This is a genomic window from Achromobacter sp. 2789STDY5608621, from assembly GCF_001299375.1.
GTDB lineage: Bacteria > Pseudomonadota > Gammaproteobacteria > Burkholderiales > Burkholderiaceae_B > Achromobacter > Achromobacter insuavis.
In genome coordinates this window covers 67441-84332 of record NZ_CYTU01000010.1, presented here as the reverse complement: position 1 = coordinate 84332, position 16892 = coordinate 67441, and the positions used below count along the sequence as shown (strand labels likewise).

At 71.5% G+C, this 16892-nt stretch carries 17 protein-coding genes; 7 read left to right on the top strand and 10 right to left on the bottom strand.

What is annotated here, in order from left to right:
- Positions 1-33 precede the first annotated feature (33 nt).
- The 4 genes from AOZ53_RS12675 to AOZ53_RS12660 are packed head-to-tail and all read left to right on the top strand — an operon-like array spanning position 34 to position 4017.
- Positions 34-1128: an iron-siderophore ABC transporter substrate-binding protein gene (locus AOZ53_RS12675; protein ID WP_054488035.1), complete on the top strand. Its 1095-nt coding sequence runs from the start codon at positions 34-36 to the stop codon at positions 1126-1128.
- Complete coding sequence (locus tag AOZ53_RS12670) at positions 1128-2159, top strand: FecCD family ABC transporter permease (protein ID WP_054475140.1); 1032 nt, start codon at positions 1128-1130, stop codon at positions 2157-2159. The genes AOZ53_RS12675 and AOZ53_RS12670 overlap by 1 nt, the downstream gene beginning before the upstream one ends.
- Positions 2156-3214 carry a FecCD family ABC transporter permease gene (locus tag AOZ53_RS12665; RefSeq protein ID WP_054488033.1) on the top strand — a complete coding sequence of 353 codons (1059 nt, stop codon included), beginning with the start codon at positions 2156-2158 and terminating at the stop codon, positions 3212-3214. The genes AOZ53_RS12670 and AOZ53_RS12665 overlap by 4 nt, the downstream gene beginning before the upstream one ends.
- The gene (locus AOZ53_RS12660; protein ID WP_054488031.1) at positions 3193-4017 is read left to right on the top strand and encodes an ABC transporter ATP-binding protein; all 825 of its coding nucleotides are present in this window, start codon (positions 3193-3195) and stop codon (positions 4015-4017) included. Before AOZ53_RS12665 ends, AOZ53_RS12660 begins: the two co-directional genes overlap by 22 nt.
- Before the next feature lie 26 nt (positions 4018-4043).
- On the opposite strand, the gene AOZ53_RS12655 is transcribed toward AOZ53_RS12660, so the two are convergent.
- The 4 genes from AOZ53_RS12655 to AOZ53_RS12640 all read right to left on the bottom strand — a co-directional run bounded on the left by AOZ53_RS12655 (position 4044) and on the right by AOZ53_RS12640 (position 7692).
- On the bottom strand, positions 4044-4796 hold the full coding sequence (locus AOZ53_RS12655; protein ID WP_026383076.1) for an amino acid ABC transporter ATP-binding protein: 753 nt from the start codon (positions 4794-4796) through the stop codon (positions 4044-4046).
- Positions 4797-4821: 25 nt separating this feature from the next.
- Complete coding sequence (locus AOZ53_RS12650; protein ID WP_006384524.1) at positions 4822-5475, bottom strand: amino acid ABC transporter permease; 654 nt, start codon at positions 5473-5475, stop codon at positions 4822-4824.
- A 116-nt stretch (positions 5476-5591) separates the two neighbouring features.
- A complete protein-coding gene (locus AOZ53_RS12645) occupies positions 5592-6383 on the bottom strand; it encodes an amino acid ABC transporter substrate-binding protein (RefSeq protein WP_049073911.1) in 792 nt (263 codons plus the stop codon).
- Between the two features lie 235 nt (positions 6384-6618).
- Positions 6619-7692 (bottom strand): NAD(P)H-dependent flavin oxidoreductase, encoded by a 1074-nt coding sequence (locus tag AOZ53_RS12640; protein WP_054488029.1) that lies wholly within the window; start codon positions 7690-7692, stop codon positions 6619-6621.
- Between the two features lie 142 nt (positions 7693-7834).
- Between AOZ53_RS12640 and AOZ53_RS12635 the strand changes: the two genes are divergently transcribed.
- Positions 7835-8659: a TlpA family protein disulfide reductase gene (locus tag AOZ53_RS12635; protein WP_054488027.1), complete on the top strand. Its 825-nt coding sequence runs from the start codon at positions 7835-7837 to the stop codon at positions 8657-8659.
- A 38-nt stretch (positions 8660-8697) separates the two neighbouring features.
- On the opposite strand, the gene AOZ53_RS12630 is transcribed toward AOZ53_RS12635, so the two are convergent.
- Genes AOZ53_RS12630 through AOZ53_RS12615 form a run of 4 tightly spaced genes read right to left on the bottom strand, consistent with a single transcriptional unit; the run spans position 8698 to position 13100 of the window.
- Complete coding sequence (locus tag AOZ53_RS12630; protein WP_054430521.1) at positions 8698-9036, bottom strand: zinc ribbon domain-containing protein; 339 nt, start codon at positions 9034-9036, stop codon at positions 8698-8700.
- On the bottom strand, positions 9033-10175 hold the full coding sequence (locus AOZ53_RS12625; RefSeq protein ID WP_054430522.1) for a thiolase family protein: 1143 nt from the start codon (positions 10173-10175) through the stop codon (positions 9033-9035). The genes AOZ53_RS12630 and AOZ53_RS12625 overlap by 4 nt, the downstream gene beginning before the upstream one ends.
- Positions 10172-11485: an MFS transporter gene (locus AOZ53_RS12620; protein ID WP_054488025.1), complete on the bottom strand. Its 1314-nt coding sequence runs from the start codon at positions 11483-11485 to the stop codon at positions 10172-10174. Before AOZ53_RS12620 ends, AOZ53_RS12625 begins: the two co-directional genes overlap by 4 nt.
- A gap of 31 nt (positions 11486-11516) precedes the next feature.
- Positions 11517-13100, bottom strand: a complete 1584-nt coding sequence (locus AOZ53_RS12615; RefSeq protein WP_054430524.1) for an ATP-dependent acyl-CoA ligase — start codon at positions 13098-13100, stop codon at positions 11517-11519.
- Positions 13101-13239: 139 nt separating this feature from the next.
- Here AOZ53_RS12615 and AOZ53_RS12610 point away from each other — a divergent pair, with 139 nt between their 5' ends.
- Both AOZ53_RS12610 and AOZ53_RS12605 read left to right on the top strand, forming a co-directional pair.
- Positions 13240-14169, top strand: coding sequence for a LysR family transcriptional regulator (locus tag AOZ53_RS12610; protein WP_116520960.1), 930 nt, complete (start codon positions 13240-13242; stop codon positions 14167-14169).
- Between the two features lie 94 nt (positions 14170-14263).
- Positions 14264-15142, top strand: coding sequence for an MBL fold metallo-hydrolase (locus tag AOZ53_RS12605; protein ID WP_054488023.1), 879 nt, complete (start codon positions 14264-14266; stop codon positions 15140-15142).
- A 74-nt stretch (positions 15143-15216) separates the two neighbouring features.
- Here AOZ53_RS12605 and AOZ53_RS12600 read toward each other — a convergent pair whose 3' ends face one another.
- Positions 15217-15735: a DUF6622 family protein gene (locus AOZ53_RS12600; protein ID WP_054488021.1), complete on the bottom strand. Its 519-nt coding sequence runs from the start codon at positions 15733-15735 to the stop codon at positions 15217-15219.
- A 92-nt stretch (positions 15736-15827) separates the two neighbouring features.
- On the bottom strand, positions 15828-16772 hold the full coding sequence (argC, locus tag AOZ53_RS12595) for an N-acetyl-gamma-glutamyl-phosphate reductase (protein WP_054488113.1): 945 nt from the start codon (positions 16770-16772) through the stop codon (positions 15828-15830).
- Positions 16773-16892: the final 120 nt, after the last annotated feature.

The following is a 16892-nucleotide window of genomic DNA, read 5'->3' as shown; positions in this document are numbered from 1 at the left end:
AGGCGGCAAGATGCCCGGGAGTACCGCAACACAATGCGTTTGAATCTGGCTATCGCGGCACGCCTGCGCCGCCACGTCCTGACTGGCGCGGCGGCGCTGGCCCTGGTCATGACCCTTGCCGCCTGCGAGCGCGCGCCAGCGCTGGTCGCGGCCGAACCCGCTTCCAACGCCGCCCCGGCAGGCCAGCCGGGGCCGACGGCCACGGCGCCGGGATTTCCCGTCACGCTGCGCAGCACCCTGGGCGAGGCGGTGATCGCCGCGCCGCCCCGGCGCGTCGTCACCCTCGGCCTGGGCGCCGACGACCTGGCGCTGGCGCTGGGCGTGGTGCCGGTGGGCGTGGGCCGGGCCGACTGGGGCGGCGATCCCGACCACTACTGGCCCTGGGTGCGCGCCGCCATCGAAGCCCGCGGCCAGCCGCTGCCCGAGCGCATCACCGTCTACCCCGAACTGGACATCGAAAAGATCATCGCCCTGCGTCCGGACGTGGTGCTGGCGCCCTTCTCCGGCGTCAGTCCCGAGGCCTACGCCCAGCTGTCGCGGCTGGTGCCGGTGGTGGCGTATCCCGAACAGCCGTTCCTGACCCCGGTGCAGACCCAGGTCGACCTGATGGCCGCGGCCCTGGGCAAGCGCGACGCGGCCGCCGCGCTCAAGGCCGGCATCCACGACGCGCTGGCCCAGGCGGCGCGCCGCCACCCGGAACTCTCCGGCAAGACCTTCGCCTACGTGCGCGCCGACCTGGGCTCGGGCAATTTCGCCGCCTACGTGGCCGGCGACCCGCGCGTCGACACGCTCACGGCCATGGGCCTGACGCTGGCGCCCTCGGTGCGCGGCCTGCATGCCAGCGCCGGACATTTCGCCCACTACCTGGGCTTCGAACATGCCGACGCGCTGGGCGACGCCGATATCCTGGTGTCCTGGTTCTATACGCCCGAGGAGCGCGACCGCACCGCGGCCCTGCCCCTGTATGCGTCCATCCCCGCCGTGCGCCGGGGCAGCTACGTGGCGCTGAGCGATCCGGCGCTGGTCATGGCGTCGTCATCGGGCACGCCGCTCGCGGTGGCCTGGATGCTCGACCGGCTGGCGCCGCAACTGGCCGAGGCGGCGCGGCGCGCCCAGGCGGGCCGCTGATGCCGCCGCGCCAAGCCCCGGCCGACACCCGGCCCGACGACGCGATGCCGCGCCTGCGGGCGCCGCTGTTGCTGGGCGCCTGTATGCTGCTGGCGGCCGCCGCGCTGGCCAGCCTGTGGCTCGGCTCGCGCGGCCTGTCGGCCGCCACGGTCTGGCGCGTGCTGCTCCAGCCCGACGACAGCCACGCCGCGCTGGTGGTCGCCTCGCGCATCCCCCGGACTCTGCTGGCCCTGCTGACCGGCGCCGCCCTGGCGGTCGCCGGCGCCTTGATCCAGGCGCTGACCCGCAACCCGCTGGCCGAACCCGGGCTGCTGGGCGTGAACGCCGGGGCGGCCGCTTCCATCGTGACCGCGGCGCTGCTGCTGGGCGGCCTTCCCGCGCATCCCTTCTGGGCGGCGCTGCCCGGGGCGCTGGGCGCCGCCGCCGCGGTATATCTGATCGGCGCCGGTGGCCGCGGACTGCAGCCGGTGCGGCTGATCCTGGCCGGCGCCGCGGTCAATGCCGTCCTCTTCGCCTATGTGCAGGCGGTGGCGCTGCTGCGCGACGACATCTTCGACGCCTACCGTTTCTGGGCCGTCGGTTCGCTGGCCGGCCAGTCGCTTGACGCCGCATTGCGCGCGGCGCCCTACATCGGCGCCGGCCTGCTGCTGGCCGCCGCGCTGGCGCGGCCGCTCAATCTGCTGGCGCTGGGCCACGCGCTGGCGCAGGCGCTCGGGCTGCGGGCCGGCCTGTGCCGCCTGCTGGGCCTGCTGTGCGTGGCGATACTGGCGGCGGCCGCCACCGCCGCCGCCGGCCCGATCGCCTTCGTGGGCCTGGCGGTGCCGCACATGGCCCGTCGCGTGGCCGGACCGGACCTGCGCTGGCTGCTGGCCTACTGCGTGGTGCTCGGGCCGCTGCTGATGCTGATCGCGGACATCCTGGCGCGGCTGCTGCGCGCGCCCGCCGAACTGCTGACGGGCGTGGTCGTGGCGTTCATCGGCGCGCCCTTCCTGTTGGCGGCGCTGCGCAGCCGGCCGCGGAGCCTGGCATGACCCGCGGAACGCCGCGCCTGATCGCGCAACCGCCGCGCCTGCTGCGCGCCGGCAACTGGCTCGCCTGGCCCGTCGCGCCGCGCGCGCTGGCCTATGCGGCGCTGCTGCTGGCGCTGGCCGGCGTCGTGCTCGCCACGACGCTGCGGGCCGGCGATCCCGGGTTGTCCTGGAGCGCGCTGTGGCTGGCGCTGCAAGGCGCCGGCGGCGCCGTGGAGCAATGGCTGGTGCATACCGTGCGCCTGCCGCGCGCCCTCTCGGCGCTGGGCGCCGGCGCCGCGCTGGGCCTGTCCGGCGCGCTGTTCCAGAGCCTCACCCGCAACCCCCTGGGCAGTCCCGACGTCATCGGCCTGACGGCCGGCGCGTCCGCGGGCGCGGTGGCCGTGGCCATGGTCTGGCCCGGGCTGATGCCGGTGGCATGGGGCGCGGCGGCGGGCTCGCTGCTGGCCACGGCCGGCGTCTGGTTCGGCTCCGGCGCCGGCTTCGCCGCGCCCCAGCGCATGGTCATCGCCGGCATCGCCGTGGGCGCGATCGCCTTCGCCTTCGTGCAATACGGCCTGTCCAATCTGCGGCGCGAACAGGCCTACCTGGCCGCGGCCTGGCTCAATGGCAGCCTGGCCGGCAAGACCTGGACCGACGTCGCCCTGATCGGGGCGGCCGGCGCCCTGTTGCTGCCGCTCGGGCTGGCGCTGTGCGCTCGCCTGCGGCTGCTGGAGATGGGCGACGATCTGGCCCAGGCCCTCGGCGCCACGCCGTCGCGCAGCCGGCTGGCCGCCACGCTGGTGGCGGTGCTGGCGGCCGCGGCGGCGGTCACGGTGGCCGGCCCGGTGGCCTTTGTCGCGCTGGCGGCGCCGCAGATCGCGCGGCGCTGCGTGCCGGCCAGCGGTCCGCAACCCCTGCTGGCGGCCCTGACCGGCGCGGTGCTGCTGGCTGGCGCCGACCTGTTGACCCGCCTGGCCGGTCCCAACGGCCTGCCCGTGGGCGTCCTGACCGCCGGCATCGGCGGTGTCTATCTCGCATTTCTGCTGGTACTCGAATGGCGCAAGACCTCCACCTGAACGATCCGGCCGACGCCCCGTCGGCCCTGCAACTGCGGCAGGTCAGCCTGTCCTATGGCGACACGGCCGTGCTGCGCGACCTGTCGCTGGCGGTCGCGCCGGGCGCGTTCACGGCGGTGGTCGGCCCCAATGGCTGCGGCAAGTCGACGCTGCTGCGCGTGCTCGGCGGCGCGCTGGCGCCAAGCCAGGGCCAGGCGTTCCTGGACGGCGCCAGCCTGGCCGGCCTGCGGCGCAAGGCGGTGGCCCGGCGCCTGGCCTATCTGCCGCAGAACCCGGTGGCGCCGGAAATGATCACGGTGCGCGACCTGGTGGCGCGCGGCCGCTATCCGCACCAGACGCTGTTGCGGCAGTGGTCGCCGGCCGACGCCCGGGCGGTCGAGGCGGCGCTGGCCGACACCGACCTGGCGGACCTGGCCGACCACCCGGTGCACACGCTGTCCGGCGGCCAGCGCCAACGCGCCTGGCTGGCGCTGGTGCTGGCGCAGGACGCGGGCATCATGTTGCTGGACGAGCCCACCACGTTTCTGGACATCCGCCACCAGATCGACCTGCTGGAGCTGTGCGCGCGCCTGCAGCGGGGCGGTCGCACGCTGGTGGTAGTGCTGCACGACCTGAACCTGGCGTTCCGCTACGCCGACCGCGTCGTCATGATGCGGTCCGGCCGCATCGCCGCGCAGGGCGAGGTGCGGCAGGTGGTCACGGAGGACGCCATGCGGCAGGTGTTCGATCTGGAATGCCGGGTGCTGCCGGATCCGGAGACCGGCAGCCCGATGGTCGTGCCCCGGCGCGGCGGCCAGGGCTGAGCGGCAAGCCGCCGCCCTGCCCCTGGTTACAGCATGTGCGCCAGGAACTCGCGGCTGCGCGGGTGCTGCGGGGCGCGGAAGAAGTCGGCAGACGGCGCCTCTTCGACGATGCGGCCCTCGTCCATGAAGATGACGCGGTGCGCCACTTCGCGGGCGAAACCCATTTCGTGGGTCACGACCAGCATGGTCATGTGCTCGTCGGCCAGCTGGCGCATGGTGCGCAGCACTTCGCCGGTCAGCTCGGGGTCGAGCGCCGAGGTCGGCTCGTCGAACAGCATGATGTCGGGTTCCATCGCCAGCGCGCGGGCGATGGCCACGCGCTGCTTCTGGCCGCCGGACAGGCGCGTGGGATAGTTGTCGCGCTTGTTCAGCAGGCCGACCTTGCGCAGCAGTTCCTCGGCCTTGGGCACGATGGCGGCGCGCGGCATGCCCTTGACGATCATGGGCGCTTCGATGATGTTCTGCAGCACGGTCATGTGCGGGAACAGATTGAACGACTGGAACACCATGCCCATCTTGCGGCAGATGCGGCGCACGTCGCCGTCGCTGGCGTAGCGGCTCTGGCCGCCCGGCACCGCCGTGGCCAGGGCTTCGCCCTCGATCTCGATGGTGCCGTCGTCGATGGTTTCCAGGTGGTTCAGGCAGCGCAGGAAGGTGCTCTTGCCCGAGCCCGACGGGCCGATCACCGCCACCACCTCGCCCTTGCCCAGTTCCAGCGAGACCTGGTCCAGCACCCGGTTGGCGCCGAACGACTTGACGATGCCGCGCGCCGAGATCATGGCGCCGCGACCGCCGGCGGACGGATTACTGGTCGTATTTGGCATAGCGCTTTTCCATACGCTGGAAGAACCACGTCAACACCAGCGTCATGATGAGATAGAAGGCCGCCGCGACCAGGAACGGCGTGGTGGTGAAGTCGCGCTGCACGATGCCGCGCGCGGTGCGCAGGATGTCGTTGAGCGCCAGCACGTAGATCAGGGAGGTGTCCTTGACCAGCGTGATGGTCTCGTTGCTCATGGGCGGCAGCACCCGCTGCACCATCTGCGGCAACACGATGCGGCGCAGCGTCTGCAGGTAGGTCATGCCCAGCACCTTGCTGCCCTCGTACTGGCCGCGGTCCACCGACTGGATGCCGGCGCGGAAGATCTCGGCGAAATACGCCGCGTAGTTCAGCGCGAACGCCACCACCGCCGCCGGGAAGTCGGGCAGGCGCACCCCCACCACCGGCACGAACGGCAGCGCGAAGTAGATGAACAGCATCTGCAGCATCAGCGGCGTGCCGCGCATCAGCCAGATGTAGCCATTGACCAGCTGGCTGACGAAGCCCCATTTGGAGATCCGCAGCAGCGCCAGCACCAGGCCCAGCGGCACGGCCAGCGCCAGCGTGATGAAGAACAGCGTCAAGGTCACTTTCGCGCCTTGCGCCAGGGGTCCCAGGAGGGAGAGTACGTAGTCCATGCGGATGGGTGAGCGTCTTGCCGACGGGAGGAATCAGGAGCGGGCGTGCCGGCGCGGAAAAGCGCCGGACTGAAAAACGCCCGGACCGCGGCGCGGTCCGGGCGTTTCCCGGGAGCTTACTTGACGATGTTGGCGCCGAACCACTGGGTGGCGATGCGGCCGGCGGTGCCGTCCTGCTTCATCGAGTCCAGGGTCTTGTCGAGCTTGGCCAGCAGTTCGGTGTCGTCCTTGCGCACGCCGACGCCGTAGTCTTCGGTGCCGAAGTTGTCGTCCAGCACGCGGTATTCACCGGCGCGCTTGCTGATCAGGTAGCGGCCCACCACTTCATCGACCACGATGGCGTCGAGGCGGCCGGCGGCCAGGTCCATCAGCGCGGTGACGTTGTCGCCGAACTTCTTGACTTCCTTGATGCTGCCGGCGACCGGGTCCTTGGCGATGGCGTCGGTGGCGCTGCTGCCGTCCTGGGCGCCGACCACCTTGCCGGCCAGATCGGCCTTGGCCTTCACCGGCGAGGCGTTGCCGACGATGATGATCTGGTGGTTGGCCATGTAGGGGGCGGTGAAGCTGATGTTCTTCTTGCGCTCTTCGGTGATGGTCAGGCCGTTCCAGAGCACGTCGACGCGCTTGCCGTTCAGCTCGGCTTCCTTGGCGCTCCAGTCGATCGGCTTGAATTCGACTTCCAGGCCCAGGCGCTTGCTGGCTTCCTTGGCCATGTCGACGTCGAAACCGACGATCTGGTTGTTGGCGTCGCGGAAACCCATCGGCGGGAAGTTGTCATCCAGGCCGACGACGACCTTGCGGGCGGCGGCCGGGGCCTGCGCGCTGGCGGCCGGCGCGTTGTCGGACGGGCCGCAAGCGGTCAGCATCGTGGTGGCGGACACGAGAAGAACAGCAGTCAGTTTTTTCATATTTATCGAGGGCGCGAGGCGCAGGAATGAAGAAGGCCGGAAGGCTCGACGGAAGCCGCGAGCCGGTTATTTTAGCGTTCCTGGAAATATGTGTTTCATCTTGGCCATATATAGGGCCAAGCGATAGCGCACGACAAGATCCCGCCGGGGGCCGGGCTGCCCTGCCCCGGCCGAGCCAACGCCCTTGGCGCGGCCCGCCAGGACCTCGGCCAACCCGGACAGAGGCCGTGAGGGCCTAGCCGGCCCGCGCCGCCATGCCCGCGCGCAGGCCGGCGGCGCAGTCGAGCGCGTCGTCCCACAGCTGGCGGGTCAGCGCCTCGGCGTCGGTCTCGCGCGCCAGCGCGGCGGCCTCACCCGACCACAGCAGCGAAAAGTCGCCGCTGCCGGTCTTTTCCACCGCCGCCCGCAGCGGGTCGACGGCCCCGGTCGCCAGTGGAAACGCGGGCGCCACCGGGCTCATCGGCCCCTGTTCGCGCATGAATCGCGTCAGCAGCCCGCGCGCCGGGCGGCCCGTGTACAGGTTGGTCAGGCGCGTGGCGTCGTCGCGCGCCGCCCGCACCGCCTGCCGGTGAATGGCCGAGCGGCCGGCCTGCGGCGTCAGCAGATAGGCGGTGCCCAGCTGCGCCGCCGCCGCGCCCAGCGCGAAGGCCGCGGCAATCCCGCGCCCGTCGGCGATGCCGCCGGCCGCGATCACCGGCACGCCCACCGCGTCCACCACCTGCGGCAGCAAGGCGTACAGGCCCGGCTGGGCGCCGATGTCATCGGTCAGGAACATGCCGCGATGGCCGCCGGCCTCCACGCCCTGGGCGATGATGGCGTCCACGCCGCGGGCGTCGAGCCAGCGCGCCTCCTCGACCGTGGTGGCGGACGACAGCACCAGGGCGCCGGCGCGGCGCACCCGCTCCAGCAGCGCCTCGTCGGGCAGCCCGAAATGGAAGCTGACCACCGCCGGCCGCAGTTCCTCGACGACCTGGCACATGGCGTCGTCGAACGGCGCGCGGCCCGGGCCGCTGCCGGCGGCCGACAGGTCCAGCCCGGCCTCGCGGTAGTACGGCGCCAGCGTCTCGCGCCAGCGGGCCTGGGCCGCCTCGTCCGGCGCGGGCGGCGTGTGGCTGAAGAAATTCAGGTTGAACGGCGCATCGGTTTCGGCGCGGATCGCGGCAATCTGTTCACGCAGCGCGTCCGGGCCCAGCGCGGCACAGGCCAGCGACCCGAGAGCGCCGGCTCGGCAGGCGGCGATCGCCAGCGGACTGAAGGAGCCGACCATCGGCGCCTGGATCAGAGGCAACAGAGAAGGCAACGATTTCATCTCGGGCACACGACGGCAATGAGGGAGACCCGAGCATATCGCAACCGCATGCTAGGCTTGGGCCTTCCCCCTACTCGCATCACGCCATGGAATTTCGCAGCATCGGCCGCCTCGGCGCGGCCGCGCGCCGGGAGCGCGCCGCATGAGCCCCGCCCTCCGTCTTGGCCCCCTGGTGTTTCCGATCGAGCTCGCGCTGCTGGTCGCCGCCGTCGTCATCGGCCTGATCGCCGGCCGCCTGCTGGCCGGCGCGCGCGCCGAGGACGCCAGCCGCGTCTTGTGGCGTTGCCTGTTGCTGGCCCTGCTGGTGGCCCGACTGGCCTTCGTCTGGCAATACCGCGATCACTTCCTGCAGAATCCGCTCAGGATCCTGGACCTGCGCGACGGCGGCTGGACCGGCCTGGCCGGACTGGCCGCGGCGCTGCTGTATGGCGCCTATGCCGTGCTGCGCGACCGCGCCCCGCGCCGCGCCGTGCTGGTCGCGATGGCGCTGGGCGCGGCGGTCTGGCTCGGCGGCGGCCGTCTGCTGGCGCCATCGGCGCAGCCGCAGCCACAGTTGGCGGCCCTGTCGCTGCAACAGCTGGATGGCGCGCCCGCCACCCTGGACGCTTTCCACGGCAAGCCGATGGTGGTGAACCTGTGGGCCAGCTGGTGCCCGCCGTGCCGCCGCGAGATGCCGGCATTCGAGCAGGCGCAGGCGGCCAACCCCGACATCCATTTCGTCTTTCTCAACCAGGGCGAAGCGGCGGCCACCGTCCGCCAATACCTGGACGAGCACGCGCCCTCGCTCGCCAATGCCCTGCTCGATCCGGCCGGCGACGCCTCGCGCCAGATGAGCAACCGCGGCTTGCCCGCGACCCTGTTCCTGGATGCCCAGGGCCGGTTGATGGACGTGCGGGTCGGCGAACTGTCCAGCGCCACGCTGGCGCAGCGGCTGGAATCGATCCGGGCGGACGGCGCGCAGCGCTGAAGGGCCAGGCCGGTGCGCGCCAGCCGCGGCCGCTGCGCTCAAGCCTCGCCGTTGGCCGCGTCGTCGCCGGGCAGCGCTTGCGCCCAGGGCAACGCCGCCCCTTGCGCCGCTCGCGCGAACAATCGCAGGCGCTGTCCCGCCGCCTGCGGCGCCCCGGGCAGGCGCACCACCAGCAACGGCCCGCGCGGCAGCGCATTGACGGTGGCGAAGACGCTGTCACCGTCGCCCGCCTTGCCGGGCACCCGGGTCCAAGCCAGCAGCTCGGCCTCCTCCAACGCCACCTCGACGGCCCGGTCATGGCCGCAGGCCGGACACCAGAGCCGCGCCGGATAGACCCGGTGCCCGCACTGCGCGCATTCCATCACGTTGAAACTCATGCGTCCTCCCTGGCCAGCACCGCGGCGTTGGCGCACATGCCGTAGCGCAGCTGCACCATGCCGTAGCCGGTCGCCACGCCATGGCGGGCCCTCGCCACCTGGCGCGCGCCGGCGCGGCCCAGCAACTGGCGCGCCACTTCCGCCAGTCCGTGCATGCCGCCCGCCGTGCCCGCCTGCCCCGCCGACAATTGTCCGCCCGCGGTGTTGACGGGCAGTTCGCGCGTGGCGATGCGGCGCGCGATGAAGCCCGCCAGGTCGTCCGCCGGCGCCAGGCCCAGGTTGCACAGTTGCGCCACCGCCATCGCCGGGTAATCGTCGTACACGCCGACCACGTCCATGTCTTGCGGCCCGAGGCCGGCCTCGGCCCACAGCGCGGGCGCGAACCCGGCGATGCCGGTCACCAGGCCGTCGCCCTCCTGCTGGTCGGCGTTGTAGCGCGCGCCGCTGGCCCGCAGCGTGACGTGCACGCCTTGCGGCCGCGCCTGCAGCACCAGCGCGCAGGCGCCGCTGACCACCGGCACGCAATCGAGCCGGCCCAGCGGCTCGGCCACCATCGGCGCCTCCAGGTATTGCGCCAGCGTCAGCGGCTGGCGGTAGGCGGCGTTGGGATTGGCGCCGGCCCAGGCGCGCTGCGCCACGCACAGCGCGCCATAGTCCTCGCGCCGCAGGCCGGTCCGCGCCATCTGCCGCTGCGTCAGCATGGCGAACAAGGGATTCGGCCCGACGCAGCCCAGCGGGCTCAGGTAATCCTGCGCGCTGCGGTTGTAGCGTCCCACCAGCGCGGCGAAATCGGCGCCGGCGAAATGGTCTCCCGCCACCAGCACGATGGTGCGCGCCTGCCCGGCCCGCAGCGCCAGCCAGGCGTGGCGCAGCAGGTTGATGGCGCTGGCGCCGCCCATCTCGTCCTGCATGCACCAGTCCAGCGTCAGCCCCAGCCGCCACGCCATGTCGATGGCGCGATCGGGGCGCAGCGTGAACGAGGCCAGCCCCAGGCCGTCGACGTCCGCGGGCCGCAACCCGGCGTCGTCCAGCGCCAGCCGCACCGCCCGCGCGATCAGGGTGGCCGTGTCGCAGCCGGGCTCGGGATGGCGCAGCGCGGGTGTCTCGCCCACGCCGACGATGCCGGGACCGCCGCTCATGCCGATTCCTGCCGCGGCGGCTCGCGCGTCAGCAGCAAGGTGATGACCGTGATGGCGGCCATCCCCACCAGGAACCACGCCACCGGCGTGGCCGATTCATACTTGCGCAGCAGCGCCATGGCGATCAGCGGCGACAGGCCGCCGGCGAACACCGAGGCCAGCTCGTGGCCCAGCGCCAGGCCGGTGTAGCGCACCTCGGCCGGGAACAGCTCGGCGAAATACGCCGGCTGGGTGCCGATCATGGCCGCGTGGCAGACCGTATTGCCCAGGAAGAACGCCAGGAAGATCCACACCGGCTCCTTGGTCTGCACCAGCCAGAAGAACGGAAACGCCGCCAGCATCAAGCCGGCCGAGCCGATCAGGTAGACGGCGCGCCGGCCGATCCTGTCCGACAGGTGGCCGAACCACACCAGCGTGCCCAGTTCGATGAACATCGACGCCAGCACCCCGCCCAGCATCACGTCATTGGGAATGTCCAGGAACTTGCCGTAGGCCAGCGCGAACGCCAGGAAGATGTACGAGCCGCCGTTCTCCGCCACCCGCAGCCCCATGGCCGTGAACACCTGGCGCGGATAGCGGCGGAACACTTCCACCGCCGGCATGCCGCGCTTGGCGGTCTTCTTGGCCTGCACGAACTCGTCGCTTTCCGGGATGTGCTTGCGGATGTACAGGCCGATGCCGAAGATCAGCACGCTCAAGAGGAACGGCAGTCGCCAGCCCCAGCTCATGAAGGTCTCCTGCGGCAATTGCTGCGCCAGCATGAAGACGCCCGACGACAGCACGAAGCCGCCCGCCACGCCCAACTGGCTGAACGACGAGAAATAGCCGCGGCGCTTGCCGCCCACCGCCTCGCTGATGAGCAGCACGCCGCCGCCCCATTCGCCGCCAGCCGCCGCGCCCTGCAGGATGCGCAGCACCACCATCGCCACCGGCGCCCAGATGCCGATCTGTTCGTAGGTCGGCAGCAGCCCGATCAGGAAGGTGGCCGCGCCCATGATGCCCAGCGTCCATTCCAGCGCCAGCTTGCGGCCGTAGCGGTCGCCGATGTGGCCAAAGATCACGCCGCCCAGCGGCCGCGCCAGAAAGCCCACGGCAAAGCCGGCGAAGGCGCCCATGGTGCCCAGCAGCGGATCGGTGCCCTTGGGAAAGAACAGCTCGCCGAACACCAGCGCCGCCGCCGTGCCGTAGATGAAAAAGTCGTACCACTCCATCGCGTTGCCGGCGACGGACGCCATCACCACCCGCCGCGTGCGCTTCCTGCGGGCCTGCTCCTCGGCGCTCTGCGCCGCGCCCTGGTATGCCAACGTCATGTTCTTGCCCCTTGTTTTATATGGACGGGATTCAGCGCGCCACGCGGTAGCCGGCGGCGTCGCGATCCCAGGTGTCACCCGTCACGCCCTCATCGCGCAACCGGAACTTGCGGACCTTGCCGTTCTCGGTGCGCGGCAGGTCATCCAGCACGCGCAGATAGCGCGGCACGGCGAAATACGGCATGCGCGGCTGGCAGAAGTCCAGCAGGGCCTCGGGCGTGAGCGCGCAGCCCGGCTTGCAGACCAGCGCCGCCATGACCTCGTCCTCGGCCAGCTCCGAGCGCACGGCGTAGACCGCCGCCACGGCCACCGACGGATGCGCCAGCAGTACCTGCTCGACCTCGTACGACGAAATGTTCTCGCCGCGCCGGCGGATCGCGTCCTTCATGCGGTCCAGGAAGCGGAAGTAGCCGTCGGCGTCGCGCACCACGCGGTCCCCGGTGTGGAACCACAGGTTGCGCCAGGCCTCGACCGTCTTGTCGGCCATGCCGAAGTAGCCGGTGGCGATGGCGAACGGCGGCCGCGCCCGCAACAGCAGCTCGCCGGCCTCGCCGTCCGGCAGCGGCGCGTCATCGGCGTCGGCGACGATGGCGTCGAATTCGGGCGCGGCGCGGCCCATGCTGCCGGGGCGCTGCTCGGCCAGCGTGCCGCCGAGCGCGAAGTTGGTTTCGGTGGAGCCGTAGCCTTCCAGCAGCGCGATGCCGGTGCGCTCGGTGAACACGCCATGGAAACGTTCGGGCACGCCCGGCGCCAGCGCGATGCGGGTGCGATGGCCGCGCTCGGCCGCCGACGTTTCGCGCGCCAGCAGCATCGGCACCATTGCGCCCAGCAGATAGGTGACGGTGGCGCCGGTGGCCGCCAGCCGCTCGAAATAGCGGCTGACCGAAAAGCGCTCGTCGCAGACGATCGAGGCGCCGGTCGCCAGCGCCTGGAAGCAGGCGTTCAGCGCGTTGGTATGGAACAGCGGCAGGCTGGTGTAGAGCACGTCGTCGGCGCCGATCTCCAGGTTGCGGGCCGCGATGACGCCCCACCAGTGGAACTGCGCATGCGGGCAGCACACGCCCTTGGACAGGCCCGAGGTGCCGGAGGTGTAGAGAATCGCCAGCGTATCGCCGGGGCCGAGGTCGGCCTCGGGCGCGAGCGCATCCGGCAAGGGCGGCAGCGCGGCGGCGGGGGCCGGCAGGCCGGACGCGGCGGCGGCCGTGCCGTCTGCGCCATCGTCCAGCAGCCAGATCTGGCGCAGGGCCAGGCCGGCGGCGTCGAGGCCGGCCAGCGCGGGACAGGAGGCCCGATCCGCCACCAGCAGCACGCAACCGCTGTTGGCCAGGATGTGCTGCAGCTGCATGCCGCGCGACGCGGTGTTGATCGGCACCACCACCGCGCCCAGCCAGCCGCAGCCCAGCACCAGCGACATGAACTCGATGCGGTTGCCCGCCATCAGGCCGACGCGGTCGCCGCGGGCCACGCCGGCCCGAGCCAGCAGCGCCGCCCAGCGGGCCGCGTGCTCGGGCGCCTCGGCGTAACGCAGCGCGCCGCCCGGCGCCTGGATCCACGGCCGCGTCCCCTGGCGTGCGGCCTGGTCGCGCAACAGCGACGGCAAAGTCAATGCATGCATGACGTGCTCTTCCCCTTGTTGTCGGCGGCCGCCTGGTCACTGCCACGGCTCGTGAAAATTAGTCTAGGAATCAACTATTTATGTGTCAAATTTATGGGTATTATTCATTGCATAAACCAGACTAATAACAAGGGCGGGCGTGGACTTCGACTTGAATCTCATGCGGGTTTTCCTGACCGTGCTGCATGAACGCAGCGTCACCCGCGCGGCGCAGCGGCTGCAGCTGACGCAGCCCGCGGTCAGCTATGCCCTGGCCCGGCTGCGCGAGAAATTCGACGACCCGCTGTTCGTGCGCACGCCCTCGGGCATGCGGCCCACGCCGGTGGCCTTCGCGCTGGCCGGCCCGATCGAGCGCGGCATGAACAGCTTTGCCGAGGCGGTCAGCCTGCGGCAGCATTTCGAGCCGGCCAGCAGCACGCGGCGGTTCCGACTGTCGATGTCGGATATCGGCGAGATGGTGTTCCTGCCCAGCCTGATGGAACGCGTGCACGCGCTGGCGCCGCGCCTGCAGGTCGAGGTGGTGGAGGTGCCGCTGGAGCAGCTGGCGCAGGCGCTCAAGGACGGCGACATCGACCTGGCGATCGGCAACCTGGCCGGCCTGGGCCGCCACACGCGCCACGCCGACCTGTTCAGCGAGCGCTATGCCTGCATGGGCCGGCGCGGCCATCCGGTGCTGTCGGCGGGATTGACGCGCGGCCAGTTCAAGCGGCTCGACCATATCCTGGTGGCCTCGCGCGCCAGCGCCCACCGGCTGCTGGACGACGTGCTCGGCGAGGCCGGCCTGCACCGCCAGCCCTACCTGACGCTGCCGCATTTCTCGGCCGCCGCCGAGATCGTGCGGCGCACCGACCTGACCGTCACCCTGCCGCACCGCGCGGCGGTCTGGTTCAACCGCGACAACGCCTTCGAGATCCGGCCGCTGCCGCTGACGCTGCCGCCCCTGAGCGTCACGGTGCACTGGCATCCGCGCTTCGAGAGCGATCCCGGCACGCGCTGGCTGCGCACGCTGGTGGTGGACACCCTGGCGGACCGCGATGCGGGCGGCACGGCGGCGGGCGCCTTGATTTGATCGAAGCAAGCAACAGACTCACGCACGGGATCGGGTTTATCTGGCCGGATGACGCAACTAGACTGCCGTCACTCCCTCTTTCCAGGAAACCGCCATGCCCACCCTGCCCGCCCTGCGCCGCCTGATTCCCGCCCTCGCCCTGGCGCTGGCCGCCACGCCAGCCCTGTCCGCCGAGCTGACCCTCACCCCCTACAACCCCGGCAACGACGCCATCTTCCAGGTCGCCTCGGTGCTGGTCAGCGGCGAACGCGACGCCATCCTGGTCGACGCGCAGTTCGGCAAGTCCCAGGCCGAACAGGTCGTGGCGCTGGTGCGCGCCAGCGGCAAGCGCTTGACCACCATCTACATCAGCCACGGCGATCCCGATTTCTACTTCGGCCTGGATACCATCCTGGCGGCGTTCCCCGACGCCAAGGTCGTGGCCACCGCGCCCACCGTGCGCCACATCCAGGAGACGGTCGACGCCAAGCTGGCGTTCTGGGGGCCCAAGCTGGGCGCCGACGCGCCGCGCAAGGCCGTCGTGCCGCAAGTGCTGCAGGGCGACACGCTGACGCTCGAAGGCCAGGCCCTGAAGATCACCGGCCTGGATGGCCCGCAGCCCGACCGCACCTTTGTCTGGATCCCCTCGCGCAAGGCCGTGGTCGGCGGCGTGGTGGTGTTCGGCAACCTGCACGTCTGGACCGCCGACACGCAGTCGCCGCAATCGCGCGCCGACTGGCTGGCCACGCTCGCCCGCATCGACGCCCTGAAGCCGGCTACGGTGGTGCCCGGCCACTACGCGCCGGGCGCGCCGCTGACCCTGGAATCGGTGCACTACACCCAGGGCTACCTGCGCGCCTTCGAGACCGAGGCCGCCCGGGCCCCGGACAGCGCCGCGCTGATCCAGGCCATGCGCGCCCGCTACCCGCAGGCCGGCGCGGCCGCCTCGCTGGAGATCAGCGCCAAGGTCGCCAAGGGTGAAATGAAGTGGTGATGCGGCGGTAGCCGCTACGCGCAAGCATCACGGCCGGTCCCGCCGGACAACGCGTTCGGCGGGCGCCCGCGCTGTCAGCGCCGCGCCAGCGGCGGCAGCGCCAGATGCCGCAGGTGCCACACCTGCGACAGCGTGCCGCCCCAGAACATGCCGTCGATCAGCCCGGACACGCCGCCGAATGCCGCCGAGAACGCGGCGTCGGCGGCCAGCCCGTGATCGCGCGCCAACATGGTCATCAGCACGAACTTGGACGCGAAGGCCAGCACCAGCAGGACCAGCGTGATCGGCGACCCCGGCCGCTCGATCATGCGCGTCTGCGGGTGATAGGTGGCGCGGCCGGCCCGCGACCACAGCATCCAGCCCAGCACGCCGCCCGCCACCATGCCGGCGGCGAACGCCTCGTAGGCGGCGCGCAGGTCGGTCACTTCGCCGTGGATCGACACCAGCACCCAGACCAGGAACAGCACCGGCAACAGGAAGGTGCGCGACACCGACAGCTGGCGCGGCCGCAGCGCGCGGATGCCGCGATACAGCAACAGCGCGAACAGCGCCCATACCCAAAGCGGCGTGCGATGCAGGATTTCCAGGCTCATGAGGATTCCAGGCAAGGGATTCCGGGCAGGCGCGACCGGAACGGCAGCGCCCGCCCAGTTGAGCAGAAATCACCTGACAAACCGCTGGCGATTCAGGCCTCGGCCAGGGCCAGCGCTTGCAGCATCAGGTCCAGGTTCTGCACCGCCGCGCCCGACGCGCCCTTGCCGAGGTTGTCGAACACCGCGCTCAGCAGCACCTGGCCGTGTTCCGCGTTGCCATGCACGGCCAGCCGCAGGTCATTGGTGCCGTTGAGCGCCTGCGGATCCAGGAACGTCTGCGCCGCCGCGTCCTGCGCCGCCACCACCTGCACGTGGCGGGCGCCGGCATAGTGGCGGGCCAGGCATTGCTGCAGTTGCGCGGCGCTGACGCCGGCGGGCAGCAGCCGCAGCTGCAGCGGCACGGTCAGCACGATGCCCTGGCGGAACGCGCCATACGACGGCACGAACACGGGCCGCTGGGTCAGGCCGGCGTGGCCCTCGATTTCCGGGGTGTGCTTGTGCGCCAGGCCCAGGCCGTAGACCTGGAAGGCCAGCCCGCCGGTGGCGCCCGGCCCTTCATAGGCATCGACGCTGGCGCGGCCGCCGCCCGAATAGCCGGACACGGCGTGCACGCTGAGCGGATAGTCGGCCGGCACCAGGCCGGCCTGCACCAGCGGCCGCAGCAAGGCGATGGCGCCCGTGGGATAGCAGCCCGGGTTGCTGACGCGCTTGGCCTGGGCGATGCGCTCGGCCTGCCCTGCCGCCATTTCCGGAAAGCCGTAGACCCAGCCCGCGGTGGTGCGGTGCGCCGAACTGGCGTCGATCACCCGTACCTCCGGATTGACGATGGACGCCACCGCCTGGCGCGCCGGCTCGTCGGGCAGGCACAGGATGGCGATGTCGCTGGCGTTGATGGCCTCGGCGCGCCGCCGCGGATCCTTGCGGTCGCCCTCGGCCAGCGTGAGCAGGCGCAGGTCGGCGCGGCCGCGCAGCCGTTCGTGGATCTGCAGACCGGTGGTGCCCTGGTCGCCGTCGATGAATACTAGGGGATGAGTCATGTGCGTGGCCTTGCGAAAAAGCCGGCGCGGCGCCGGCGGATGGGGTCGAAAGTGGATCCGGGTGTCCATCATTGCCCAACGCTCCGCATACGAAAAGTCGAATATCATGACGACGAGATT

What these genes read in the sequence shown, in the direction of transcription:
- AOZ53_RS12675 (WP_054488035.1), top strand. Translation starts at nt 34, where the DNA reads ATGCGTTTGAATCTGGCTATCGCGGCACGCCTGCGCCGCCACGTCCTG.
- AOZ53_RS12670 (WP_054475140.1), top strand. Translation starts at nt 1,128, where the DNA reads ATGCCGCCGCGCCAAGCCCCGGCCGACACCCGGCCCGACGACGCGATG.
- AOZ53_RS12665 (WP_054488033.1), top strand. Translation starts at nt 2,156, where the DNA reads ATGACCCGCGGAACGCCGCGCCTGATCGCGCAACCGCCGCGCCTGCTG.
- AOZ53_RS12660 (WP_054488031.1), top strand. Translation starts at nt 3,193, where the DNA reads ATGGCGCAAGACCTCCACCTGAACGATCCGGCCGACGCCCCGTCGGCC.
- AOZ53_RS12655 (WP_026383076.1), bottom strand. Translation starts at nt 4,796, where the DNA reads ATGATCTCGGCGCGCGGCATCGTCAAGTCGTTCGGCGCCAACCGGGTG.
- AOZ53_RS12650 (WP_006384524.1), bottom strand. Translation starts at nt 5,475, where the DNA reads ATGGACTACGTACTCTCCCTCCTGGGACCCCTGGCGCAAGGCGCGAAA.
- AOZ53_RS12645 (WP_049073911.1), bottom strand. Translation starts at nt 6,383, where the DNA reads ATGAAAAAACTGACTGCTGTTCTTCTCGTGTCCGCCACCACGATGCTG.
- AOZ53_RS12640 (WP_054488029.1), bottom strand. Translation starts at nt 7,692, where the DNA reads ATGAAATCGTTGCCTTCTCTGTTGCCTCTGATCCAGGCGCCGATGGTC.
- AOZ53_RS12635 (WP_054488027.1), top strand. Translation starts at nt 7,835, where the DNA reads ATGAGCCCCGCCCTCCGTCTTGGCCCCCTGGTGTTTCCGATCGAGCTC.
- AOZ53_RS12630 (WP_054430521.1), bottom strand. Translation starts at nt 9,036, where the DNA reads ATGAGTTTCAACGTGATGGAATGCGCGCAGTGCGGGCACCGGGTCTAT.
- AOZ53_RS12625 (WP_054430522.1), bottom strand. Translation starts at nt 10,175, where the DNA reads ATGAGCGGCGGTCCCGGCATCGTCGGCGTGGGCGAGACACCCGCGCTG.
- AOZ53_RS12620 (WP_054488025.1), bottom strand. Translation starts at nt 11,485, where the DNA reads ATGACGTTGGCATACCAGGGCGCGGCGCAGAGCGCCGAGGAGCAGGCC.
- AOZ53_RS12615 (WP_054430524.1), bottom strand. Translation starts at nt 13,100, where the DNA reads ATGCATGCATTGACTTTGCCGTCGCTGTTGCGCGACCAGGCCGCACGC.
- AOZ53_RS12605 (WP_054488023.1), top strand. Translation starts at nt 14,264, where the DNA reads ATGCCCACCCTGCCCGCCCTGCGCCGCCTGATTCCCGCCCTCGCCCTG.
- AOZ53_RS12600 (WP_054488021.1), bottom strand. Translation starts at nt 15,735, where the DNA reads ATGAGCCTGGAAATCCTGCATCGCACGCCGCTTTGGGTATGGGCGCTG.
- argC (WP_054488113.1), bottom strand. Translation starts at nt 16,772, where the DNA reads ATGACTCATCCCCTAGTATTCATCGACGGCGACCAGGGCACCACCGGT.